This window comes from Rhodococcus sp. WS3 (assembly GCF_003797085.1).
GTDB lineage: Bacteria > Actinomycetota > Actinomycetes > Mycobacteriales > Mycobacteriaceae > Rhodococcus_F > Rhodococcus_F globerula.
The window spans coordinates 385,071-405,412 of the sequence record NZ_RKMA01000002.1; the positions used below are offsets into that span (position 1 = coordinate 385,071).

The following is a 20,342-nucleotide window of genomic DNA, read 5'->3' on the forward strand; positions in this document are numbered from 1 at the left end:
CTGCATATAATGGCGAAAAGACCCGCGGTAAACAAACTGGCGGGTCAGATACCCTCACCATAGGGCACCAAACGTCACAGGTCTTTGTGCGCCAGATCCACGGCCTCGAGCGTCAGGCGAGAATCATCGACCATGGCGCGAAGTATCCGCTGAAACCGGAATGCAAGATCACGGGCCTCTGTCGGCGGAGCAATGCAGTTCACGTAGCCGACGGCCCCGGAACTACCCGCCTGACTCGGTAGCGAGATGTACAGTTCCGGCATGTCGGCAAGTTCGAATCCGACTGGCACCCCGCCCATCACGGCCCGGAACCGTGGATGCGTGTCCATCGGCGATTGCGCAAATACCAGTGTCCTGAACAGCGGACCGTAGTCGAGTGAACGACGCTCGCCCAGCGCAGCCGCCACCGAGGACAACAGGATATCCGCGTGGATCAGCGCGTCGACAACTGCATCGTCGGTCCGCTCGATCAACCGGGTCAAGCTCTCCGCGGTGTCGATGGTCAAACGAAGTACGACGTGATGGGCGTACATCGAGGCAAAGTTGTCCGGGTGCGGCGCACCATACCCTCGAAGCGGGACCCCGATCGAGACCTCCGAGGCTGAACCTCGTCGACGCAGCAATCCTGCGACGGCCGCGTGATACAACACGAACATGCTGGTGCACATCGATGCTGCCAGCGATTCGAGCCGTCGATACAGCTGTGGGGAGATGATGACCGGCGCCGAGGAACGCTCACCTGCGAGCATAGGAAGCAAACCCAACGTCGGGGCGGGTGTCGACAACGCCTCACGCCAATACTCCAAGTTACGGGCCTGCAACCCCGCTGAATCCGGTGTCGTGTCAGCTCGCAGATCGACATCCGCCACGAGGGTCGCCGCGTCGCTGGAACCGATCAATGCAAGAAGTTCACAAAAACTGCGATGGTGCTCGGTGAGGATTTCCTCCGAATACAGATCAGGATGCGCTGCAAAATCGACCTGAATGCCGCTCCATTCGGAGTGCGACTGGAGCGTAACCTCCAAATCTTCGACGGGGCCCGCAGACTCGAGATGCAGCACACCCCGCGCGTCGCCAAGCGTGATTCCAGATGGAAACAGATTCAATGCCAGAACCGGTGCGCGGTGCGGTTGCTGGTCGCGGTAGCGGCGGTGCCGAATCGCACCCACCAATTCGACTTTGACTGCCCGCGCCAATTCACCAACTCGGCAATGCGGATCGAGCATGACGCGCAACGGCACGATATTCGACGCGCTTGCACCGGCCACCCGCGCAGTCGACGACGTCGGCGCCGGCGTCGGAATTCGAAGAACTACATCACGAGAACCCGTCATGCGCCCGAGATACAAGGCAAACGTCGCAATAAGCACCGTGGACAGGCTCACGCTCTCCGCTTCGGCGATTCCTTCGAGAGAGGCGATGACATGTCGCGGAACAGTTCCGGTTCGGACGCTGGGCAATGCCACAGCCGTCGCGGTTTCAGCCGCCAGCGACGTTCGGGTCGGCGCACCCGCAAGCGTTGCGTCCCAATACTTCTGATCCTGGATCCAGCGTTTCGACACACGGTAGCCGACCTCGGTGTCCACCGCCGTACGAGGCGAATGTGGCGAATCCGGAGCCGTGTTCCGCACGGCCGCGGTGTAGATCTCGGCCGCTCGAATCATCATCGACCGGCAGCCGGCAACATCGAGCGCGATGCGATGCACTCGGGCGTACCACAAGCAGTGCTCGTCACCCAGAACGAGAATGGCCCACTGGGTCAGTTGCTCGGTCGACGGGTCCATCGGCCGAGCCGATTCGCGCTGCATCCAGTTCCGGGCCACGGTGTGTGGATCCGATTCGGTTCGCAGATCTACCACGTCGAACGAATTCGCGCCCAGCTTGCCACCATGACTCATGACAACACCCTGCGCCGGTAGCAGTGATCGGCATCCGAATTCACGGCTGGCGAGTGAACTAGCAGCTTTCAGGGTGTCGACGTCCAGTTTTCCTGCGACGTCCACGTAGTGACTGACCGTCAGTGGAACGTCGGGCCGAGAATGCTGCGCCTCGAGAAGTTCCTGCTGCTGCGGCGAAAGAACCGTGAGTTGACCCTGACGAGATGACCGGCGATCGCGCGAGGTTCCGAGAGCACGGTGTCTATCGGAACTACCTTTCACGCGGATCTCCCTTGGGATGTACGGTACGAAAACGGCAAAATGCCTTCGCTGGTAAATATCGCGCGAACACATAACTCCGTTACCGGACATAACGCCTAACGCCGGCACCTTGGTCAGGTACCGGCGTCAGAGGGGAAAAGCATCAGTGGATCAGACTGTGAAACCCAAAGCTCGAAGCTGTTCGCGTCCGTCTTCGGTGATCTTGTCCGGGCCCCACGGCGGCAGCCACACCCAGTTGATCTTCATGTCGGTACACAGGTCGCTGCGAACCAACGCGCCGCGAGCCTGATCCTCGATCACATCGGTCAGCGGGCACGCCGCCGACGTCAGCGTCATGTCGATCGTGACAACGCCGTCGTCCTCGAAGATCCCGTACACAAGACCGAGGTCGACGACGTTGATTCCCAGTTCGGGGTCGACAACGTCGCGCATGGCTTCTTCGAGTTCGTCGAGTCGTTCCGGTGAGGGCAGTGTTCCGGAACCCTGCGCGCCACCGAATTCCGCAGTGGAATCGGGATTGGGGTTCACCGGAGCGGTGGCCTCGGACTCCTGTGTTGCTTGTGTCTCGGTCATGATCCCTGTCCTCTAGTCGTGTCGACCAAATCACTGCTGTTGTCTCGAGCATTCACGGCACCACCGTCAACAATCTGGACAACTGCATCCTTGAACGCCATCCATCCGAGCAACGCGCACTTCACACGTGCCGGGTACTTCGAAACTCCCACAAAGGCAATGCCGTCACCGAGAACGTCTTCGTCGCCCTCGATCTTGCCGCGACTGCTGACCATCTCGTTGAAAGCTGCCACGGTCTCGAGCGCATCCGTGACCTTCATGCCGATGACAAGGTCGTTGAGCACCGACGTCGACGCCTGGCTGATCGAACAGCCCTGACCGTCGTACGACACGTCAGCGACGGTGTCGTCGTCCGCGATGTGCACGCGCAGTGTTACTTCGTCGCCACAGGTCGGGTTGACGTGATGAACCTCAGCGCCGAACGGCTCACGAAGGCCGCGGCCGTGCGGATGTTTGTAGTGATCGAGGATCACTTCCTGATACATCTGCTCCATACGCATGATTCAGTTCAACTCCCCTGCAACACCGAAAAATTCCTGGGCACGCTTGATCGCCGCAACCAGCACGTCGATTTCCTCAGCGGTGTTGTAGAGGGCAAACGACGCACGGGCCGTAGCCGCGACCCCGAGGCGGCGGTGCAGTGGCCAGGCGCAGTGGTGTCCGACGCGGATGGCTACACCCTCGTCGTCGAGAATCTGACCGAGATCGTGGGCATGGATGCCGTCGACGACAAACGAGATTGCGCCGCCGCGATTTTCAGCGGTCTGCGGACCCACGATGCGTAGGCCGTCGATTGTCGAGAGCTTCGCGAGTGCGGCTTCGATCAGCGCATGCTCGTGTGCGGCAATCGCATCCATTCCGACATCGCTGAGATAGCGCACCGCAGCACCGAGACCGATTACCTGCGAGACCATCTGCGTGCCTGCCTCGAACCGCTGCGGCGCCGGTGCATACGTGCTGGCCTCCATCGTGACGGTTTCGATCATCGATCCGCCCGTGATGAACGGAGGCATCGCTGCCAACAGGTCGGCCTTGCCGTACAGAACACCGATGCCGGTGGGGCCGAGCATCTTGTGACCCGAGAATGCCGCGTAGTCGACATCGAGTGCATGGAAGTCGACTGCCATATGCGGAACCGACTGGCACGCATCGAGAACCACCAGAGCGCCGACCGCTCGGGCCCGCCGAACCAATTCCTCGACAGGCGCAATCGCGCCTGTCACGTTGGACTGATGAGTGAAGGCAACAACCTTGACGGCATCGGTCAATTCGAGCGAATCGAGGTCGATCCGGCCGTCGTCCGTTACGGCGTACCACTTCAGGGTAGCGCCGGTACGCCGCGCAAGTTCCTGCCACGGAACAAGATTGGCGTGATGCTCGAGTTCGGTGATGACGATTTCGTCGCCAGGCCCGACGTGCCGATCGAAGCGGTCGTCACCGAGAACATATGTCACCAGGTTCAGCGCTTCGGTGGCGTTCTTGGTGAAGACGAGTTCGTCGGAATCAGCCCCGACGAACTCCGCGATCAAAGCTCGCGCGTCCTCGTAGGCGTCGGTAGCCTCTTCGGCCAGCTGATGAGCACCCCGGTGAACCGCTGCGTTGCACGTGGTGAGAAATTCCCGCTCGGCGTCGAGCACCTGGAGTGGCCGTTGCGACGTCGCACCGGAATCCAAGTACACCAAAGGTTTTCCGTCGCGCACCGTACGTCCCAGGATAGGGAAATCTTTCCGAATCCTGGTGACGTCGAGCTCGCGCACCGAGGTGGTCATCGCGCTTATGCTCCCTGGGTTGCTGAAGCGTCCGCTGTGAAACGAACGTAGCCGTTGGTCTCGAGCTCATCGGCCAATTCCGGTCCGCCGGACTCGACGATGCGGCCACCGACAAAGACGTGAACGAAATCGGGAGCGATGTAGCGCAGGATGCGCGTGTAGTGCGTGATCAGCAGAACGCCGCCGTTCTCGCGCTCCTTGTAGCGGTTGACGCCCTCGGAAACGGTGCGCAGCGCGTCGACGTCGAGACCGGAGTCGGTCTCGTCGAGGATCGCGATCTTCGGCTTGAGCATGCCCAACTGAAGGATCTCGTGGCGCTTCTTCTCGCCGCCGGAGAAACCTTCGTTCACCGAACGCTCGATGAACGCGGGATCGATCTCGAGCTCGTTGAGAGCTTCCTTCACTTCCTTGACCCAGTGGCGAAGCTTGGGAGCCTCGCCACGCACTGCGGTAGCGGCGGTACGCAGGAAGTTGGACATGGAGACGCCGGGAACCTCGACGGGGTACTGCATCGCCAGGAACAGACCGGCGCGAGCGCGCTCGTCGACGCTCATCTCGAGGACGTTCTCACCGTTGAGGGTGATGGAACCGGAAGTGACCTGGTACTTCGGGTGACCTGCGATGGCGTACGACAGCGTCGACTTGCCCGAGCCGTTGGGGCCCATGATCGCGTGCGTCTCGCCGGAGCGGACCGTCAGGTCGACGCCCTTGAGGATCTGGATGGGTTCAGCGTTGGCGTCGCTGTTGGCGACCTCGACGTGCAGGTCACGAACCTCGAGGACCGAGGTGGCCGGTGTGGTGCTGTTGTCACTGGTAGACATGAAATTCCTTCAAGATGAGAAGTATGAGGGCGGTCAGGAGCCGACTGCTGCGAGTTCGGCTTCGACTGCGGCTTCGAGGCGATCGCGCACCTCGGGAACAGCGATCTTGTTGATGATCTCGTGGAAGAACCCACGTACGACCAGGCGACGTGCCTGATCCTCCGGGATGCCGCGGGCGCGCAGGTAGAACAACTGCTCGTCGTCGAAACGTCCCGTAGCGCTGGCGTGTCCGGCTCCGACGATCTCGCCGGTCTCGATCTCGAGGTTCGGCACCGAGTCAGCGCGTGCACCATCGGTGAGGACCAGGTTGCGGTTGAGTTCGAAGGTGTCGGTTCCCTCGGCTGCCGCACGAATCAGAACGTCGCCGATCCACACGGTGTGCGCATCAGGCTTGCTCGAATTCGGATCGCCCTGCAGCGCGCCCTTGTAGACCACGTTGGACTTGCAGTTGGGCTGGCTGTGATCCACGAGCAGACGCTGTTCCAAGTGCTGTCCGTCGTCAGCGAAGTACACACCGAGCAGTTCGGCGTCGCCGCCTGGTCCGTCGTACTTCACCGTTGCCGAGAGACGAACGAGGTCGCCGCCAAGGCTGATCGCCGTGTGGCGAAGAACTGCATCGCGGCTGAGGCGAGCATGATGCGACGTGACGTGCACGGCATCCTCGGCCCAATCCTGAACTGCGACGACGGTCAGGTGCGCACTGTCGCCGAGAACGAATTCGACGTTCTCCGCGAAGGTTCCGCTGCCGCGCTGATCGAGGACAACGGTCGCCTTGGCGAACTGTGCCAGACGAATCTGGGTGTGGCCGTAGGCAACTGTGTCGGCGCCTGCGCCTGTCATCGTGACGACGACGGGCTTCTCGACCTCGACCTCGGCTCCAACCGAGATGACCGTCGCTGACTCGAAGCTCGAGTATGCCTGCGCTGCAATGCGATCGGCAGGGACGCCGGCCTTGCCGAGGCGCTCGTCGTCGCGGCCGACAGTCTCGACGGTGACATCGCTACCGGCCTCGACGTCGACCGTGATCTGAGCGTTGGCAACAGCACTGCCGTCGTGCAATCCGCGCAGACGACGCAGCGGGGTGAACCGCCAGATCTCGTCACGTCCGCCGGGAACCTCGAATGCATTGACGTCGAACGAGGAGAACTGCTCACCCTTGTTCGTGATGGGTGAGCCTGTGGCTGCACCCTTTACAGGAGCGGTCGGGTTCTCCCCGACTACAGCTCCGATGACACCGGTCTCTGGCGTGGTCACTAACCCACAGCCCCTTCCATCTGAAGTTCGATAAGGCGGTTGAGCTCGAGCGCGTACTCCATCGGGAGTTCCTTCGCGATGGGCTCGACGAATCCACGGACGATGGTGGCCATGGCCTCGTCCTCGGTCAGACCACGGCTCATCAGGTAGAAGAGCTGATCGTCGCTGACCTTGGAAACAGTGGCCTCGTGGCCCATCGTGACGTCGTCCTCGCGGATGTCGACGTACGGGTAAGTGTCGCTGCGGCTGATCTGGTCGACCAGCAGAGCGTCACACTTGACGGTCGACTTGGAACCGTGGGCACCCTTGTTGACCTGCACCAGACCGCGGTAAGACGCGCGTCCACCGCCACGGGCGACGGACTTGCTGATGATGGTGGACGACGTGTGCGGAGCCAGGTGGAGCATCTTGGCGCCGGTGTCCTGGTGCTGTCCCTCGCCCGAGAATGCGACGGAGAGAACTTCACCGCGGGCGTACTCGCCCATCAGCCATACGGCCGGGTACTTCATGGTGACCTTGGAACCGATGTTGCCGTCGATCCACTCCATGGATCCGCCGGCTTCGACCTTGGTGCGCTTGGTGACCAGGTTGTAGACGTTGTTGGACCAGTTCTGGATGGTTGTGTAGCGGCAGTGGCCGCCCTTCTTCACGATGATCTCGACAACTGCCGAGTGCAGTGAATCGGACTTGTAGATCGGCGCGGTGCAACCTTCGACGTAGTGCACGGAGGCGTTCTCGTCGACGATGATCAGGGTGCGCTCGAACTGACCCATGTTCTCGGTGTTGATGCGGAAGTACGCCTGCAGCGGGATGTCCACGTGGACTCCCGGCGGAACGTAGATGAACGAGCCACCGGACCACACCGCGGTGTTCAGCGCGGAGAACTTGTTGTCGCCGGCCGGGATGACCGATCCGAAGTACTCCTTGAACAGCTCCGGGTGCTGCTTGAGACCGGTGTCGGTGTCGAGGAAGATGACGCCCTGCTGCTCGAGATCCTCACGGATCGAGTGGTAGACGACCTCGGACTCGTACTGAGCGGCAACACCGGCAACGAGGCGCTGCTTCTCCGCCTCGGGGATGCCGAGCTTGTCGTACGTGTTCTTGATGTCCTCGGGCAGGTCTTCCCACGACTCGGCCTGCTTCTCGCTGGACCGGACGAAGTACTTGATGTTGTCGAAGTGGATACCTTCGAGGTCGCTGCCCCAGTTCGGCATCGGCTTCTTGTCGAAGGTGCGCAGAGCCTTGAGGCGGATGTCGAGCATCCATTCCGGCTCGCTCTTCTTCGCGGAAATATCCCGCACGACAGCCTCGGAGAGTCCGCGCTGTGCGCTGGCTCCGGCTACGTCGGAATCGGACCAGCCGTAGCCGTAGTGACCGAGGGACGCGATGGCCTCTTCCTGCGATAGCGGCTCGGTGCCTGCAGCTGCAGTGGTAGTCGCCTGGTCTGATGTGACGGTCATGCGAGCTCCTTCCGGAGTCTTGTTACTTGACGGCTGCTCCGCAGCGACGAGGGCTGAATTCGACGCGAGGAACATTTCTGACTGTGAAGAACTAGCGAAAAACCTTGGGAACTAGCTGATCGGGAGGTTTCATCTACTCCCGTTCGATACGAGGGGAACGTGTGTCGTGCAGGCGCAGTCACCGTTCGCGATGGTGGCCAAACGCTGAACGTGCGTGCCGAGCAGTTGCCGGAACGCTTCCTGTTCCGCGTCACACAGTTCCGGAAACTCCTCTGCCACATGGGAAACCGGGCAGTGGTGCTGGCAGATCTGCACGCCGTTACCCACCGGCCTGGTCGACGCGGCAAATCCGACGGCGCTGAAAGCGTCAGCAATGGCATCTGCCGTCTCCGCAACGGCGCCGAGGTCGGCGGGATCTGCCGGTTCGACATCTCCCACAATTGCCTGGACCCGCCGCTTGGCGAATTCCTCGATCGCGGCGTCTCCACCGATTTCGCGGAGTTGGCGCATTGCTGCCCCGGCAAGATCGTCGTACGCGTGACCGAGACGCCCACGTCCAGTGGCGGTGATCTGAAATTGCTTGGCCGGACGCCCGCGTCCACGCTGACGGAGCGACGACGCGGATGCGGCGCGGGCTTCACCGGACTCGATCAACGCGTCCAGGTGACGCCTGACACCGGCCGCACTCAAACCGAGTCGCGTGCCGATTTCGGAGGCTGTAATGGGCCCTTCTTCGAGGAGTAGTTTGACCACCGCTGCCCGAGTCTGGCCTTCGACACCCACCGCTACCGGCATTACGACAGGACTCTGCGAGGCAGCTGCAGTGGACTGACCTGCAGCTTCCTTGCTTTGAGTGCGAGTCGCATTTCTTTTCACAACACAAGTGTGACGGAATTCTTTTCGCAGGTCTACTAAGGGCAACCTGCATTACATTTGGGAATAGGCGGACTGCCCGCATTGTTCACAGTTGTCCGAGCCCTGCGCACGAGCCGCTAGGCTTCCTGGGTGCCGCAGACCCCCACGCAGAAGACGACCGCGCAGTCGACCCGCGCGATCCTGCTGGACAAGCCGAAACAACTTGTCCTCTCCACCCTCGGTGTCCGGCCGTTCGGATCCAAGCCCCGGCAATCCGTGATGGCGACGCTGCACGGCGACGAGGACGAGCGCCCCGGCCTGAACGAGAAGGAGACCGCTCAGCTTCGCGGAATCAGGCGTTTCGGCGCGACAGGCACCGTGTTGATGGCGGTTGGCGCACTCGGTGCGGGTGCGCAGCCTGTCCTCCAGAATCCGACGGCCGGACTACGGGTGCTGAGTCTCCCCGGACGAATGCCGACTGTCTCGTTGACGATGACAATGACCGGAACCGTTCTGGTTGTCCTGGCGTGGCTCATGTTGGGCCGATTTGCCGTCGGTGATCTGCGAACTCGCGCCGGCGCGCCGCGCCGCATGAGCAGATCACAACTGGACCGCACGCTGTTGCTGTGGATTTTGCCGCTGACCGTCGCACCGCCGATGTTCAGTCGCGATGTGTATTCGTACCTGGCGCAAAGTGAGATCGCGGCACGCGGACTCGATCCGTATCTCATCGGACCCAAAGCCGCGCTCGGCGTCGATCACGTGCTCACCAGAACTGTTCCGACGATCTGGCGTGACACCCCGGCACCGTACGGACCGTTCTTTCTGTGGCTTGGACGCGGCATCAGTTCACTGACCGGCGACAACATCGTTGCCGGAATCTTCCTTCATCGCCTGCTCGTTCTGGTCGGCGTTGCGTTGATCGTGTGGGCCCTGCCCCGGTTGGCCAAGCGGTGCGGTGTCTCTGCGGTCAGCTCCCTGTGGCTCGGCGCCGCCAATCCCCTCCTGCTGTTCCATCTGGTTGCCGGCATTCACAACGAAGCCCTGATGCTCGGCCTCATGCTCGCCGGAATCGAGGTGGCGCTGCGCGCGGTCGAAGGCGCCGGCCCGATCCGAGGTCGCTCGCTTGCTCTGTTGATAGCCGGCTCCGGCCTGATCGCGTTATCGGCGACCGTAAAGATCCCGTCCCTGCTTGCACTCGGTTTTGTCGGAATGGCGTTGGCCCGCCGGTGGGGCGGAACCTGGAAGTCCTTCTTCTCGGCGGCGCTGCTGCTCGCCGGCGTGACCGTTGTCGTGATCGGCGTCATCAGCGTCGCCAGTGGCTTGGGTATGGGTTGGATCAACACGCTCAACACCGCGACAGCCGTGCGAAGCTGGATGTCGATACCCACGCTTCTTGGCGTCGGGACCGGATTGGCCGGAGTGCTTCTCGGACTCGGCGACCACACGACGGCGATTCTCACCATCACCCGCCCGATCGCATATCTGGTCGCAGTGCTGATCACGGCCAGAATGATGGTCTCCGTCTACATGGGACGCCTCCATCCCGTCGGCGGGCTCGGAATCGCCCTCGGCGCGATCGTGTTGCTGTTCCCGGTTGTCCAACCGTGGTACCTGCTCTGGGCGATACTCCCGCTCGCAGCGTGGGCAACGGCTCCGATATTCCGCGTCCCTGCCGTGGTGTTCACGTCGATCGTGAGCGTCATGCTCATGTCGAACGGCGCCGAATACCTGCCGTTCATGATCGTCCAAGCGGTCGTCGCGACGATCATCACCGCTTTCGCGTTGATCTACGTCACCCGGAATTCCCTGCCCTGGCGTAGCGAGAAACCAGTAGCGGAAATCACGAAAACCAGACCAGTGGACGAAGGCAACTCTGCCGGGGCTTACGCTGATTCTCCGTGACCTCGAGTGCAACAAGATCGTCGACGCCTGCCGTGCGGATAGAAGGCGTCGTCAAATCGTTTGACGGTGTTCGTGCCGTGGACGGTATCGATCTCACCGTTGAAGCCGCGCAGGTCGTTGCCCTTCTCGGCCCCAACGGCGCTGGTAAGACCACTACGGTCGAGATGTGTGAAGGCTTTGTCACCCCTGATTCCGGAACGGTCCGAGTACTCGGACTGGACCCGATCGCCGATTCCGGTGAAGTTCGTTCGCGGATCGGCGTCATGCTCCAAGGCGGCGGCGCGTACCCCGGCTCCAAAGCCGGCGAAATGCTCGACCTCGTGGCCTCGTACTCCGCTGATCCTCTCGATCCCACCTGGCTTCTGTCCAAGCTCGGATTGACCGACGCACGGCGAACTCCGTATCGACGGTTGTCCGGTGGCCAGCAACAACGCCTGTCGTTGGCCTGTGCACTGGTGAGCCGACCGGAACTTGTCTTCCTCGACGAACCGACTGCAGGCCTCGACGCCCAGGCCCGTCTCCTCGTGTGGGAGTTGATCGATGCATTGCGCCGCGACGGTGTCAGCATTCTCCTGACCACTCACCTCATGGACGAAGCTGAAGCACTGGCCGACGAACTGGTCATCATCGACCACGGCCGCATCGTCGCATCGGGCACTCCCGCCGAAGTCACCAGCAAGGGAGCCGAGGGTCAATTGCGACTGACCACGATGTCCGGACTGAGTGTCGATTCACTTGCACTGTCCCTCGCCGGGGAATTCCGAGTGAGCGAAGCCAATCCGGGGACATACTTGATCGAAGGCTCGATCGAACCGTCGACGGTGGCGACGGTGGCAACATGGTGTGCCGAACAAAATGTCCTGATCAATGACATTCGCGTCGATCAACGTAGTTTGGAAGACGTCTTCCTCGAATTGACGGGTCGTGATCTGCGGGGATGACGGGAAACAAGGTCGTGAACAAAGCCGTGTCGAATAGCCAGAACAATGCTTCGGCGAACAGCGCCCGGGACCGACGGTTGGCTGACAATCGCTTCGAGCCCGGTACGTTCTCCCCCGATCCTCGCCCCAACTCTGCGGCGAAGATGATGGCGGCTCAGACCAAGCTCGAATTGACGTTGTTGCTGCGCAACGGCGAGCAGTTACTGCTGACGATGCTGATTCCCATCACGCTGCTGATCGGACTGTCCCTCCTTCCCCTGGGCGATCTGGGCGATTCAAGGGTCAGCAAAGTATTGCCCGGCGTCATGATGGTGGCGGTGATGTCCACCGGATTCACCGGGCAGGCAATCGCAGTGGGCTTCGACCGCCGATACGGCGCACTCAAACGTCTTGGCGCTACACCACTTCCGCGGTGGGGAATCATCGCCGGCAAGAGCGCAGCCGTCATCATCGTCGTGGCATTGCAATCGGTCATACTCGGCCTGATCTCCCTCGCACTTGGTTGGCGCCCGACGCCGACGGAACTGGCGATCGGCGCGGTGGTCATCGCGCTGGGAACCGTTACCTTCACCGCACTCGGACTGCTCCTCGGCGGCACATTGCGTGCGGAAATCGTTCTGGCACTTGCCAATGTCCTGTGGTTTGTGATGGCAGGCATCGGCAGTGTCGGACTGATCAGCGAAGACATCCCCGACGCGCTGCACACCTTGGTACGCCTTGTTCCGTCCGGCGCCTTGGCCCATGCACTCGACTCGGCCCTCGCGTCCTCGATGGACTGGTTCTCGATCGTCGTGCTGCTCGTCTGGGCTGTGATCGGCGGAGCCTGCGCCGCACGGTGGTTCAAATTCACGTGAGCATTTCGCGGACGGCACTCCGGATAGCCGGCGCAACCAGTGCGCTGATGCTACTTGCTGCCGTTCCGTCAACCGCGTCGTTGCCGACTGCGGGCCCGCTGGCACCGGCCAATCCCTACCTCGGTCCGGTCGGCACAGCAACGATGCACGGCGACGCTGGTTCGTCCGACGTCACGCCCCTCCCAGGGCCGGGCATCGAACCTCACGAGGTCACCGCGTTTCCTCTGATGTCGGCGTGCCCGACAATCTTGCAAGGTTCCGACGGCCTGATCGTCTCTCTGTGCACCACGATGCTCGGTCAGATCCCGACCATTCACCTCATCGATCCCAAGGCCGAGGCGTCACCGTTCGGCCGATCCGTCGCGCAGTTGCCCCTGGCGAAGGGCAGCCTGCTCGGTGGCGTCTACGCATACCTCGACCACGAGAACCGACTGGTTGCCGTCGACGGCAATCGCCAACTCGTTCGCATCGCGCATGCTCAGAACCCCGACGGAACCTGGCGTCTGGAACTCTCCGACGTCATCGACCTCTCCGGGGTTGTCGCAGCCGACGACAATGTCACCGGACTGGCACCGGACTGGACCGGCAATGTCTGGTTCGCGACCGGCCACGGAACCGTCGGCGTTGTCGGCACCGATCGGATCGCTCATACGATCGACCTTCCCGAAGGCGAACAGGTTCAGAACAGTATTTCGACCTCGCCCACGGGAACGGCCGTCGCCACCACTCATGCGCTGTACCAACTGAGCCGCAAGGGCGACGATATTGCCGTCGATTGGCGTCAGCCGTACGACCGCGGCCCCGCGAGGAACCCTGGCCAGTTGAGTTGGGGAACAGGATCCACCCCCACCTACTTCGGGCCGTCGACGGGCAGTGATTTTGTCACGATCGTCGACAACGCTCACCCGACCGTCAGCGTCCGGGTCTATCGGTCAGATACGGGTGCCGAAGTGTGCTCCCAACCCGTCCTGACCGCAGCCGGCAAGGACGGCTCACCGAGCGGCAGCGAGAACTCCCCCATTGCGATCGGCCACTCCATCTACGTAGCCGGCACCTACGGGTATCCGTATCCGACCACACCGGAAGGCGCCGGTCCTGCGGTTCCAGCCACCGCACCATTCAACGGCGGAATGACTCGGGTCGACATCGATCCGGTTGGCTGTCATCTTGTGTGGGACAACACTATTCGAAGCTCCGCAGTCCCGCATCTATCCACGGCTGACGACAACATCTACACAGTGACGCGCAACGGCTCAGCCGACACGACGCCACTCGACGGTTACTCCTTTGCCGTCATCGACTCGAAGGACGGAACCCAGATCGGGTCCACCACGATGCCCGCCACCGCGGTGCACGACACCCTGCAGATGTCGGCCCTCATCACCGCGTCCGGCGAGTATTACCAGGGAACGATTTCCGGAATTGTGCGCGTTCGCGCGTACTGACTCAGGACACCGAGGACCCCCGCCGCGCTCGACACCTATCCCATTCACATCAGCAGGATTGAGCGCGTCGGCTTTGACAGCAGTATGAAACCGCTGGATGCGAACGCGTCGGGCCGGTGGGCAATCACTGCACATGCATCTGTTCGTGTGCCAGGCTCAGATCATGGTCTGGTATCAGAGATTCATGCCGCCCGACGCCAAAGAGTTGGGTGCAATCGCACACGGTCCGAAGCTGTTGGCCCAAGTGGAAGGCGTGACTGTGGGGCTACGGTCGATTGTGGCCTACACATCGGGGCTCGAACTCGCAGTTGTCGTGGTCGCCAAAGGCGTTCACGCTGACGCGCTACGACGTCAATACACAGCGCCGGCGATCACCGATCCTGAAACCGGCCGACGCCGACCCGGCGAGACGCATGGGAGACCATTGCGGTTGAGAGCTCTCGAGGACTCGGTGCTTCAACCCATTCGGCACAGAGATGGCCAGGGATACGAGAACTCCGAGATGCAGCAGCGCGAGTACCTATTTGAGCTGATGCCATTGCCTGACACAGAGGATCTACCCCTCATCGCAGAGTGGCCAGAGATCGGTCTCGGACCTGTCACTACTCACCTGAAGCTGCCTCCACCCGCCGTACTGGCGGCAGCGATCATTCCACTGCCGTAGTCCCTGAGAGACCGGCGATTCGACCTGCTCCTCGACTGTCGCAGGTCGGCGATGATCGAGATCCTCAGATCCTCCGCATCACCGAAACAACTTTGCCCAATATGGTTGCGTGGTCGCCGTCCATGACCTGGTAGGCCGAGTTGCGGGGCTCGAGGTACACGTGGCCATTTCGGCGTCGGAGCACCTTCACCGTGGCCTCACCGTCGATCATCGCGGCCACTATCTCGCCCGAATGGGCCTCGTCCTGGCGGCGCACCACAACAACATCGCCGTCGCAGATCGCGGCGTCCACCATCGACTCGCCGCGCACCCGAAGCCCGAACACAGTTCCGGAGCCGACGAGTTCGCGCGGTAGTTCCAATACCTCGTCAGTGTGTTCTTCGGCGAGAATCGGTGCACCGGCCGCGATATCGCCGACCACCGGCACCTCGACACTGTTGTTCGACGAGCCCCCCTTGATTCCGACCAGGAAGGGCCGGACGTCCAGTTGCCGAGCCATCGCCGTGCCCCGGCGGAGGAATCCCTTTTCCTCGAGGCTCTTGAGGTGTTTGGATACCGTCGACGTCGACCGCAGACCTACCGCGTCCCCGATTTGCCGGGTGCTCGGCGTGGATCCGTTTGTGGTCACCCAGTCCCGGATTGTGGCGAGAATCTGCTGCTGGCGGAGCGGGAGGGTGGAGGCGTCGAGGCCACCGAACATGTCGAGTTCGTCGTAATGCGTCACTCGGAGAATCGTAGTGAGGGGTGCCGACAGTCTTCTGCAGTAGGGCGGGCTGCCCCGACGACAGGGGCAGACGCGGAGCGGGCTGCCCCGACGACAGGGGGCAGACGCGGAGCGGGCTGCCCCAACGACACGCTGTAGTTGTTGGGGAACTACCATCGTTGGCGTGGTGAATCGTGTGTATGCCGGATTTTTGAGCTTGGTGGATCGCCTGCCTCTCCCCTCGCTGAAGACGCAGAAGATCATCGCGTTCATCGTGATCTTGACCCAGGGCGGTATTGCTGTCACAGGTGCGGTTGTGCGTGTGACTGCGTCGGGGCTGGGTTGCCCGACCTGGCCGCAGTGCTTCCCGGGCAGTTTTGTTCCGGTCGGCCATGGTGAGGTCGCGATCATCCATCAGGTTGTGGAGTTCGGAAACCGGCTGCTGACCTTTGTGGTTGTGATTGTCGCGGCTGCGATCGTCCTGGCTGTGACGCGTGCGCGTCGTCGCCGCGAGGTTCTGGTGTACGCGTGGATGATTCCGCTCGGCACGGTCATTCAGGCGATCATCGGCGGAATTACCGTCCTCACGGGGTTGCTGTGGTGGACGGTTGCTATTCACCTGGTTGCGTCGATGCTGATGGTGTGGATCGCGACGGTTATGTACGCGAAGATCGCCGAGCCTGATGACGCGACCACACTGATCGTGATGCCGAAGCCTCTGCGCTGGCTCGCGGCACTGAGTGGTGTGGCTCTTGCCGGAGTTCTGGTCGCGGGAACGCTCGTGACGGGTGCCGGCCCGCATGCCGGCGACAAGAGTCTTGACCGGACGGTTCCCCGCCTCGAAGTCGAGATCGTCACCCTGGTTCATCTGCATTCACAACTACTGGTCGGCTATCTGGCCTTGGTCGTCGGTTTGACGTTCGGTCTGTATGCGGTCGGAACATCCGCTGCCGTAAAGAAGCGCCTGCATGTTCTGCTGGTCCTGATTGTTGCTCAGGCGCTGATCGGCGTTGTTCAGTACTTCACCGATGTACCGCAGATCCTGGTGATCCTGCATGTCGCGGGTGCCGGTCTGTGCACAGCGGCAACGGCGGCGGTGTGGGCAGCCGGAAAGGTCAGACAAGACGTTCCGGCAGCATCCGCAGTAGCGGCCTGAAACCACCTGGCGGTCAGCGAACCATCCGCTCCCTTGCGGTGTCGCGTCGCTTCCCCACTGGCACGGACGTAGTGGCCTCAGCCAACCCCATGACGGGCATGTTCACGTAGACCGATTCGTGCTGCCCGCTTCCGACGCGGTATGTCTCGTGATAGACGCCCACATCGCCGCTCTTGCCGACGCGCCGGTTGAATGCCCTCCAAGCCGGCAAATGTGGATCGTTCGGGTTCTTCGCGAACGCTTCGAGGTCATCGAAGCTTCGCCAGTACTGGATCACGGTAATCGTGCGCCCTCCCCAGGACATTCGTGCCCCGAGCATCCCCTTGTCCGGCGATCGCTGCAGTTCTCGAAGCATCCGAGGCATCGCGACAAACGCGCCGATCCACTTGTGGATCTTCCAGAGCTTGTTGAACCTCATGCCGATGATGAAAACCACAAACTGGCCGTCGACGTCCGCGGTATATCGGCCGTTCTGAACTTGATGTCGATTCATGAGAACCCTTCCATCGCAGCTTCATGTTGCCCATTACGGATAGTGACACTATCTATAATGGATAGTGCTACTATCCAAACGTGAAGTCAAGGGCAAATCTGTGAGGATCTCCGAGCTCAGCGCCCGAAGCGGAGTATCAATCGCTTCGATCAAGTACTACCTGCGTGAGGGCCTGCTCACCAGCGGTCAACAATCAGCCACCAATCAGGCCGACTACGGCGAGTACCACGCGAAGCGACTACGACTGATTCGTTCCCTGATCGACATCGGTGGTCTGTCGATATCGAAAGTTCGAGCCACGTTGGCTGCGATGGAAGACGAAACAGCCCCGATGCACGACGCATTCGGGGCGGTGATGCACGGACTCGACGAAATTCCGACCGGCGACCTGTCCGCCGATGTCATGGCGGCGTACGACGAGGTGCAGGTGTGGCTGAGGCACAGGAATTGGAAAATCGAGGATGACGCCCCAGCGGCGTACCGACTCGCGGAACTCGTCGCGACTCTGCGCCGGTTCGGCTTCCCGGCAGCGGTATCGGATTTCGACAATTCCGCGGACTTCGTCGAGAGAACAGCCGAAGCCGAAGTTCACTACGCTCGATCCATGCCGGATCGCACCGCTGCCGTCGAGACCATGCTCATCGGGACGGTGATCTACGAGCGAGCTCTAGTCGAAGTGCGGCGGCTTGCGCTCGAAGCTGCCAGTTTCCGACTTGACGAAACCAACTAGATAGACCAATTGCGGCGAAGTTCCTGCCATCAGCTGCCGGAATTCGCCGCAATCAGTTTGTTCAGGCGCCGTTGCGGGCCTTCGGGAAGCGCGTCTGGTGGGCAACCCACCCGGCCATCTTCTTGAAGTGGCCGTCGGCCGGCGTGACGATGCTGGTCAGTTCACGTTCCCACTCGGCAACGGTGACGTTGTCGAAGGACGCGACGACGGCATTTGCAGTAGCAAGATCCTTGACCACCTGGTCACCGAGAATGCCGTCGGCACCCACGAGAGTGATGCGCACTCCAACTACGCCGACGGGCTGAATGACGGCGCTCGCGGTGCCGCCATGTTCGGCGACGAACTTGGTGATCGCTTTGACCGTCGACTTCGGAAGTTCCGGCGCGGTCGCGGACGGTGTGGCGTCCGACTTCTCGGTATCGGTGCTCATAGCTCGACAATACTGGTCGGTAGTCCGGCCGCAACATGAGGCATGGCCTGAGTTGACGCGACCTCAGGTGTAGAACAGACAAGATGCGAGCCATCTATGTTTCCGAGACCGGCGGACCAGACGTTCTCACGCTGTCCGAACAACCCGAGCCCACGATCGGTGCACACGATCTCCTTGTCCGCACCGAAGCCATCGGCATCAACTTCATCGACACGTACTTCCGAATGGGCATGTATGCACGGGATCTCCCCTACATCCCCGGCGACGAGGGAACCGGGATCGTCGAGGCAGTCGGCTCCGAGGTAACGGAGTTCACTGTCGGCGAGCGGGTGGCATGGGCGGCAGCAACCGCAAGCTACGCCGAAAAGGTGGCTGTCGCGTCCACTGTTGCAGTAAAAGTTCCCGACGGTGTCCCTGCGCCGGTTGCCGCGTCAGCACTCCTGCAAGGCATGACCGCGCATTACCTCTCCAAGTCCACGTACCCGATCCAGCCGGGTGACACGGTGCTTGTGCACGCCGGTGCCGGCGGCGTCGGATTGATCCTCACGCAGATGGCAGTGAGCCTCGGCGCCACGGTCATCACAACGGTGTCGTCAGATGCCAAAGAGCAACTGTCCCGCGAGGCCGGTGCGTCGGAGGTTTTGCGATACGAGGACGACATTGCGGCCCGGGTACGTGAGTTGACCGGCGGTGAAGGTGTCGCGGTGGCCTACGACGGGGTGGGTGCAACGACGTTCGATGCAAGCCTGGCGTCGGTACGAATCCGCGGGACCGTCGCATTGTTCGGGGCTGCCAGTGGCGCTGTGCCGCCGGTTGATCCGCAGCGGCTCAACAGCTCGGGTTCACTGTTCCTGACACGGCCGACGTTGGCTCATTACATTCGTACGCCGGAGGAACTGCGGTGGCGGGCCGGCGACGTCTTCGACGCCATCGCTGCGGGCACCTTGAAGATTCGGGTGGGTGCGCAGTATCCGCTGGCAGATGCTGCCCAGGCTCATCGTGATCTGGAAGGCCGGGCAACTACGGGATCAATCGTGCTGATTCCGTAGGTTCGTGGCTGCAGGCGGTCAGCTGAACATTTCGCTGATCGTCTGCAGTCCCAGCACCGAGTCGATGGCCAGGCCCACGAACAACACGGACAGGTAGTTGTTGGACTGCAAGAACAGCTTGAGGGGCTTGACCTCTGCGCCGCCGCGGACTCCGCGGTACAGCTGGTGAGCGAGGAGCAAGAACCAGGCACCGGCCAGCAGAGCAACGATCGCGTAGACGAGACCGGCTGCGGGAACGAGGATCAGGCTGGTGACAACCATTGCCCAGCTGTAGAACAGGATCTGCTTGGTGACGTGCTCTTCGGTGGCGATGACCGGGAGCATCGGGACGCCGGCAGCCTTGTAGTCCTCTTTGTAACGCATCGCGAGAGCCCACGTGTGGGGCGGCGTCCAGAAGAAGATGATCAGGAACAGAACAAACGGTTCCCAGCTGAGCGAACCGGTAACAGCGGCCCAACCGACCAAGACGGGCATGCAGCCTGCGGCGCCGCCCCAGACGACGTTCTGCCACGTACGACGCTTGAGCACCATGGTGTAGATCAGGACGTAGAACGCGATGGTGATGACAACGAGGACACCGGCCAGCAGGTTGGCGCGCCACCACAGCCACGCGAACGACGCCAGTCCGAGCGCAAGACCGAAGACCAGCGCGTTGCGCGTCGGGACGGCTTCTCGGGCCAGCGGGCGCTTGGCAGTGCGCTTCATGACCTTGTCGATATCCGCGTCGACGACGCAGTTGAGGGAGTTCGCGCTCGCGGCGCCCATCCATCCACCGAACAAGGTGCTCAGCACCAACCACAGGTCGACATTTCCGCGATCAGCCATGAGCATCGCCGGAATTGTTGCCACCAGGAGCAATTCGATGACTCGCGGCTTCGTGAGCGCGATGTAAGCCAGAACCTTCCCCATTGCGCGACCCAGAACGGTGTTCTGATTGGTCGCCCGCGGGGCTGCTCCGGGGCTGCCGAAGCCATGTCCGCTCGGCTGTTGCCCTGTCCGCACGTTCTCTCCTTGCACCACGCGTTACCGCACTATCTCTTCACGACACACTGCTGACACTTCTCTGGACTATCGCATTTGC

General features: G+C 61.7%; 20 protein-coding genes. 8 read left to right on the plus strand and 12 right to left on the minus strand.

All coding sequences use genetic code 11. The features are described 5' to 3' along the window. Positions 1-74: 74 nt before the first annotated feature. The 8 genes from EEB13_RS15780 to EEB13_RS15815 form a co-directional block, all read right to left on the minus strand. On the minus strand, positions 75-2,159 hold the full coding sequence (locus EEB13_RS15780; protein ID WP_187328572.1) for a condensation domain-containing protein: 2,085 nt from the start codon (positions 2,157-2,159) through the stop codon (positions 75-77). 150 nt (positions 2,160-2,309) lie between these two features. After that, positions 2,310-2,732: a metal-sulfur cluster assembly factor gene (locus tag EEB13_RS15785; protein ID WP_033232097.1), complete on the minus strand. Its 423-nt coding sequence runs from the start codon at positions 2,730-2,732 to the stop codon at positions 2,310-2,312. Then, positions 2,729-3,232 carry a Fe-S cluster assembly sulfur transfer protein SufU gene (gene sufU, locus EEB13_RS15790; protein WP_033232098.1) on the minus strand — a complete coding sequence of 168 codons (504 nt, stop codon included), beginning with the start codon at positions 3,230-3,232 and terminating at the stop codon, positions 2,729-2,731. The genes EEB13_RS15785 and sufU overlap by 4 nt, the downstream gene beginning before the upstream one ends. A gap of 3 nt (positions 3,233-3,235) precedes the next feature. After that, the gene (locus EEB13_RS15795) at positions 3,236-4,501 is read right to left on the minus strand and encodes a cysteine desulfurase (RefSeq protein WP_033232099.1); all 1,266 of its coding nucleotides are present in this window, start codon (positions 4,499-4,501) and stop codon (positions 3,236-3,238) included. A gap of 5 nt (positions 4,502-4,506) precedes the next feature. Continuing rightward, complete coding sequence (gene sufC, locus EEB13_RS15800) at positions 4,507-5,322, minus strand: Fe-S cluster assembly ATPase SufC (RefSeq protein ID WP_033232100.1); 816 nt, start codon at positions 5,320-5,322, stop codon at positions 4,507-4,509. Between the two features lie 33 nt (positions 5,323-5,355). Next, the gene (sufD, locus tag EEB13_RS15805; protein ID WP_141485766.1) at positions 5,356-6,576 is read right to left on the minus strand and encodes a Fe-S cluster assembly protein SufD; all 1,221 of its coding nucleotides are present in this window, start codon (positions 6,574-6,576) and stop codon (positions 5,356-5,358) included. Further along, positions 6,576-8,036, minus strand: a complete 1,461-nt coding sequence (gene sufB / locus EEB13_RS15810; protein ID WP_033232102.1) for a Fe-S cluster assembly protein SufB — start codon at positions 8,034-8,036, stop codon at positions 6,576-6,578. The genes sufD and sufB overlap by 1 nt, the downstream gene beginning before the upstream one ends. A 129-nt stretch (positions 8,037-8,165) precedes the next feature. Then, positions 8,166-8,831: a helix-turn-helix transcriptional regulator gene (locus tag EEB13_RS15815; protein ID WP_080711642.1), complete on the minus strand. Its 666-nt coding sequence runs from the start codon at positions 8,829-8,831 to the stop codon at positions 8,166-8,168. A gap of 210 nt (positions 8,832-9,041) precedes the next feature. On the opposite strand from EEB13_RS15815, the gene mptB reads away from it, so the two are divergent. The 5 genes from mptB (at position 9,042) to EEB13_RS15840 (ending at position 14,700) form a co-directional block, all read left to right on the plus strand. Continuing rightward, the gene (gene mptB, locus EEB13_RS15820; RefSeq protein WP_033232104.1) at positions 9,042-10,796 is read left to right on the plus strand and encodes a polyprenol phosphomannose-dependent alpha 1,6 mannosyltransferase MptB; all 1,755 of its coding nucleotides are present in this window, start codon (positions 9,042-9,044) and stop codon (positions 10,794-10,796) included. Continuing rightward, entirely contained in the window at positions 10,793-11,737 is a 945-nt protein-coding gene (locus EEB13_RS15825; RefSeq protein ID WP_141485768.1) for an ABC transporter ATP-binding protein, read from the plus strand. Before mptB ends, EEB13_RS15825 begins: the two co-directional genes overlap by 4 nt. After that, on the plus strand, positions 11,734-12,591 hold the full coding sequence (locus EEB13_RS15830) for an ABC transporter permease (protein ID WP_092808030.1): 858 nt from the start codon (positions 11,734-11,736) through the stop codon (positions 12,589-12,591). The genes EEB13_RS15825 and EEB13_RS15830 overlap by 4 nt, the downstream gene beginning before the upstream one ends. A gap of 47 nt (positions 12,592-12,638) precedes the next feature. Then, on the plus strand, positions 12,639-14,036 hold the full coding sequence (locus tag EEB13_RS15835) for a hypothetical protein (RefSeq protein ID WP_410055771.1): 1,398 nt from the start codon (positions 12,639-12,641) through the stop codon (positions 14,034-14,036). A 97-nt stretch (positions 14,037-14,133) separates the two neighbouring features. Next, positions 14,134-14,700, plus strand: a complete 567-nt coding sequence (locus tag EEB13_RS15840) for a hypothetical protein (protein ID WP_141485772.1) — start codon at positions 14,134-14,136, stop codon at positions 14,698-14,700. Between the two features lie 64 nt (positions 14,701-14,764). Here the strand turns inward: EEB13_RS15840 and lexA are convergent, their stop codons facing one another. Next, entirely contained in the window at positions 14,765-15,424 is a 660-nt protein-coding gene (lexA, locus tag EEB13_RS15845) for a transcriptional repressor LexA (protein ID WP_141485774.1), read from the minus strand. A gap of 163 nt (positions 15,425-15,587) precedes the next feature. Between lexA and EEB13_RS15850 the strand changes: the two genes are divergently transcribed. Beyond that, on the plus strand, positions 15,588-16,559 hold the full coding sequence (locus EEB13_RS15850; protein ID WP_172935494.1) for a COX15/CtaA family protein: 972 nt from the start codon (positions 15,588-15,590) through the stop codon (positions 16,557-16,559). Between the two features lie 13 nt (positions 16,560-16,572). Here EEB13_RS15850 and EEB13_RS15855 read toward each other — a convergent pair whose 3' ends face one another. Then, a complete protein-coding gene (locus tag EEB13_RS15855; RefSeq protein ID WP_141485776.1) occupies positions 16,573-17,052 on the minus strand; it encodes a DUF4188 domain-containing protein in 480 nt (159 codons plus the stop codon). Between the two features lie 100 nt (positions 17,053-17,152). Between EEB13_RS15855 and EEB13_RS15860 the strand changes: the two genes are divergently transcribed. After that, positions 17,153-17,782: a MerR family transcriptional regulator gene (locus EEB13_RS15860; protein WP_095886274.1), complete on the plus strand. Its 630-nt coding sequence runs from the start codon at positions 17,153-17,155 to the stop codon at positions 17,780-17,782. Positions 17,783-17,843: 61 nt separating this feature from the next. Here EEB13_RS15860 and EEB13_RS15865 read toward each other — a convergent pair whose 3' ends face one another. Then, on the minus strand, positions 17,844-18,212 hold the full coding sequence (locus tag EEB13_RS15865) for a hypothetical protein (RefSeq protein WP_033232110.1): 369 nt from the start codon (positions 18,210-18,212) through the stop codon (positions 17,844-17,846). Between the two features lie 83 nt (positions 18,213-18,295). On the opposite strand from EEB13_RS15865, the gene EEB13_RS15870 reads away from it, so the two are divergent. Further along, positions 18,296-19,261 (plus strand): quinone oxidoreductase family protein, encoded by a 966-nt coding sequence (locus tag EEB13_RS15870; protein WP_141485778.1) that lies wholly within the window; start codon positions 18,296-18,298, stop codon positions 19,259-19,261. An 18-nt stretch (positions 19,262-19,279) separates the two neighbouring features. On the opposite strand, the gene EEB13_RS15875 is transcribed toward EEB13_RS15870, so the two are convergent. Then, positions 19,280-20,263, minus strand: coding sequence for a heme o synthase (locus tag EEB13_RS15875; RefSeq protein WP_045068066.1), 984 nt, complete (start codon positions 20,261-20,263; stop codon positions 19,280-19,282). Positions 20,264-20,342: the final 79 nt, after the last annotated feature.

What these genes read in the sequence shown, in the direction of transcription:
- EEB13_RS15795 (WP_033232099.1), bottom strand. Translation starts at nt 4,501, where the DNA reads ATGACCACCTCGGTGCGCGAGCTCGACGTCACCAGGATTCGGAAAGAT.
- sufB (WP_033232102.1), bottom strand. Translation starts at nt 8,036, where the DNA reads ATGACCGTCACATCAGACCAGGCGACTACCACTGCAGCTGCAGGCACC.
- EEB13_RS15870 (WP_141485778.1), top strand. Translation starts at nt 18,296, where the DNA reads ATGCGAGCCATCTATGTTTCCGAGACCGGCGGACCAGACGTTCTCACG.
- EEB13_RS15785 (WP_033232097.1), bottom strand. Translation starts at nt 2,732, where the DNA reads ATGACCGAGACACAAGCAACACAGGAGTCCGAGGCCACCGCTCCGGTG.
- sufU (WP_033232098.1), bottom strand. Translation starts at nt 3,232, where the DNA reads ATGCGTATGGAGCAGATGTATCAGGAAGTGATCCTCGATCACTACAAA.
- EEB13_RS15865 (WP_033232110.1), bottom strand. Translation starts at nt 18,212, where the DNA reads ATGAGCACCGATACCGAGAAGTCGGACGCCACACCGTCCGCGACCGCG.
- EEB13_RS15835 (WP_410055771.1), top strand. Translation starts at nt 12,639, where the DNA reads ATGCTACTTGCTGCCGTTCCGTCAACCGCGTCGTTGCCGACTGCGGGC.
- sufC (WP_033232100.1), bottom strand. Translation starts at nt 5,322, where the DNA reads ATGTCTACCAGTGACAACAGCACCACACCGGCCACCTCGGTCCTCGAG.
- EEB13_RS15840 (WP_141485772.1), top strand. Translation starts at nt 14,134, where the DNA reads ATGCGAACGCGTCGGGCCGGTGGGCAATCACTGCACATGCATCTGTTC.
- EEB13_RS15830 (WP_092808030.1), top strand. Translation starts at nt 11,734, where the DNA reads ATGACGGGAAACAAGGTCGTGAACAAAGCCGTGTCGAATAGCCAGAAC.
- EEB13_RS15855 (WP_141485776.1), bottom strand. Translation starts at nt 17,052, where the DNA reads ATGAATCGACATCAAGTTCAGAACGGCCGATATACCGCGGACGTCGAC.
- EEB13_RS15815 (WP_080711642.1), bottom strand. Translation starts at nt 8,831, where the DNA reads ATGCCGGTAGCGGTGGGTGTCGAAGGCCAGACTCGGGCAGCGGTGGTC.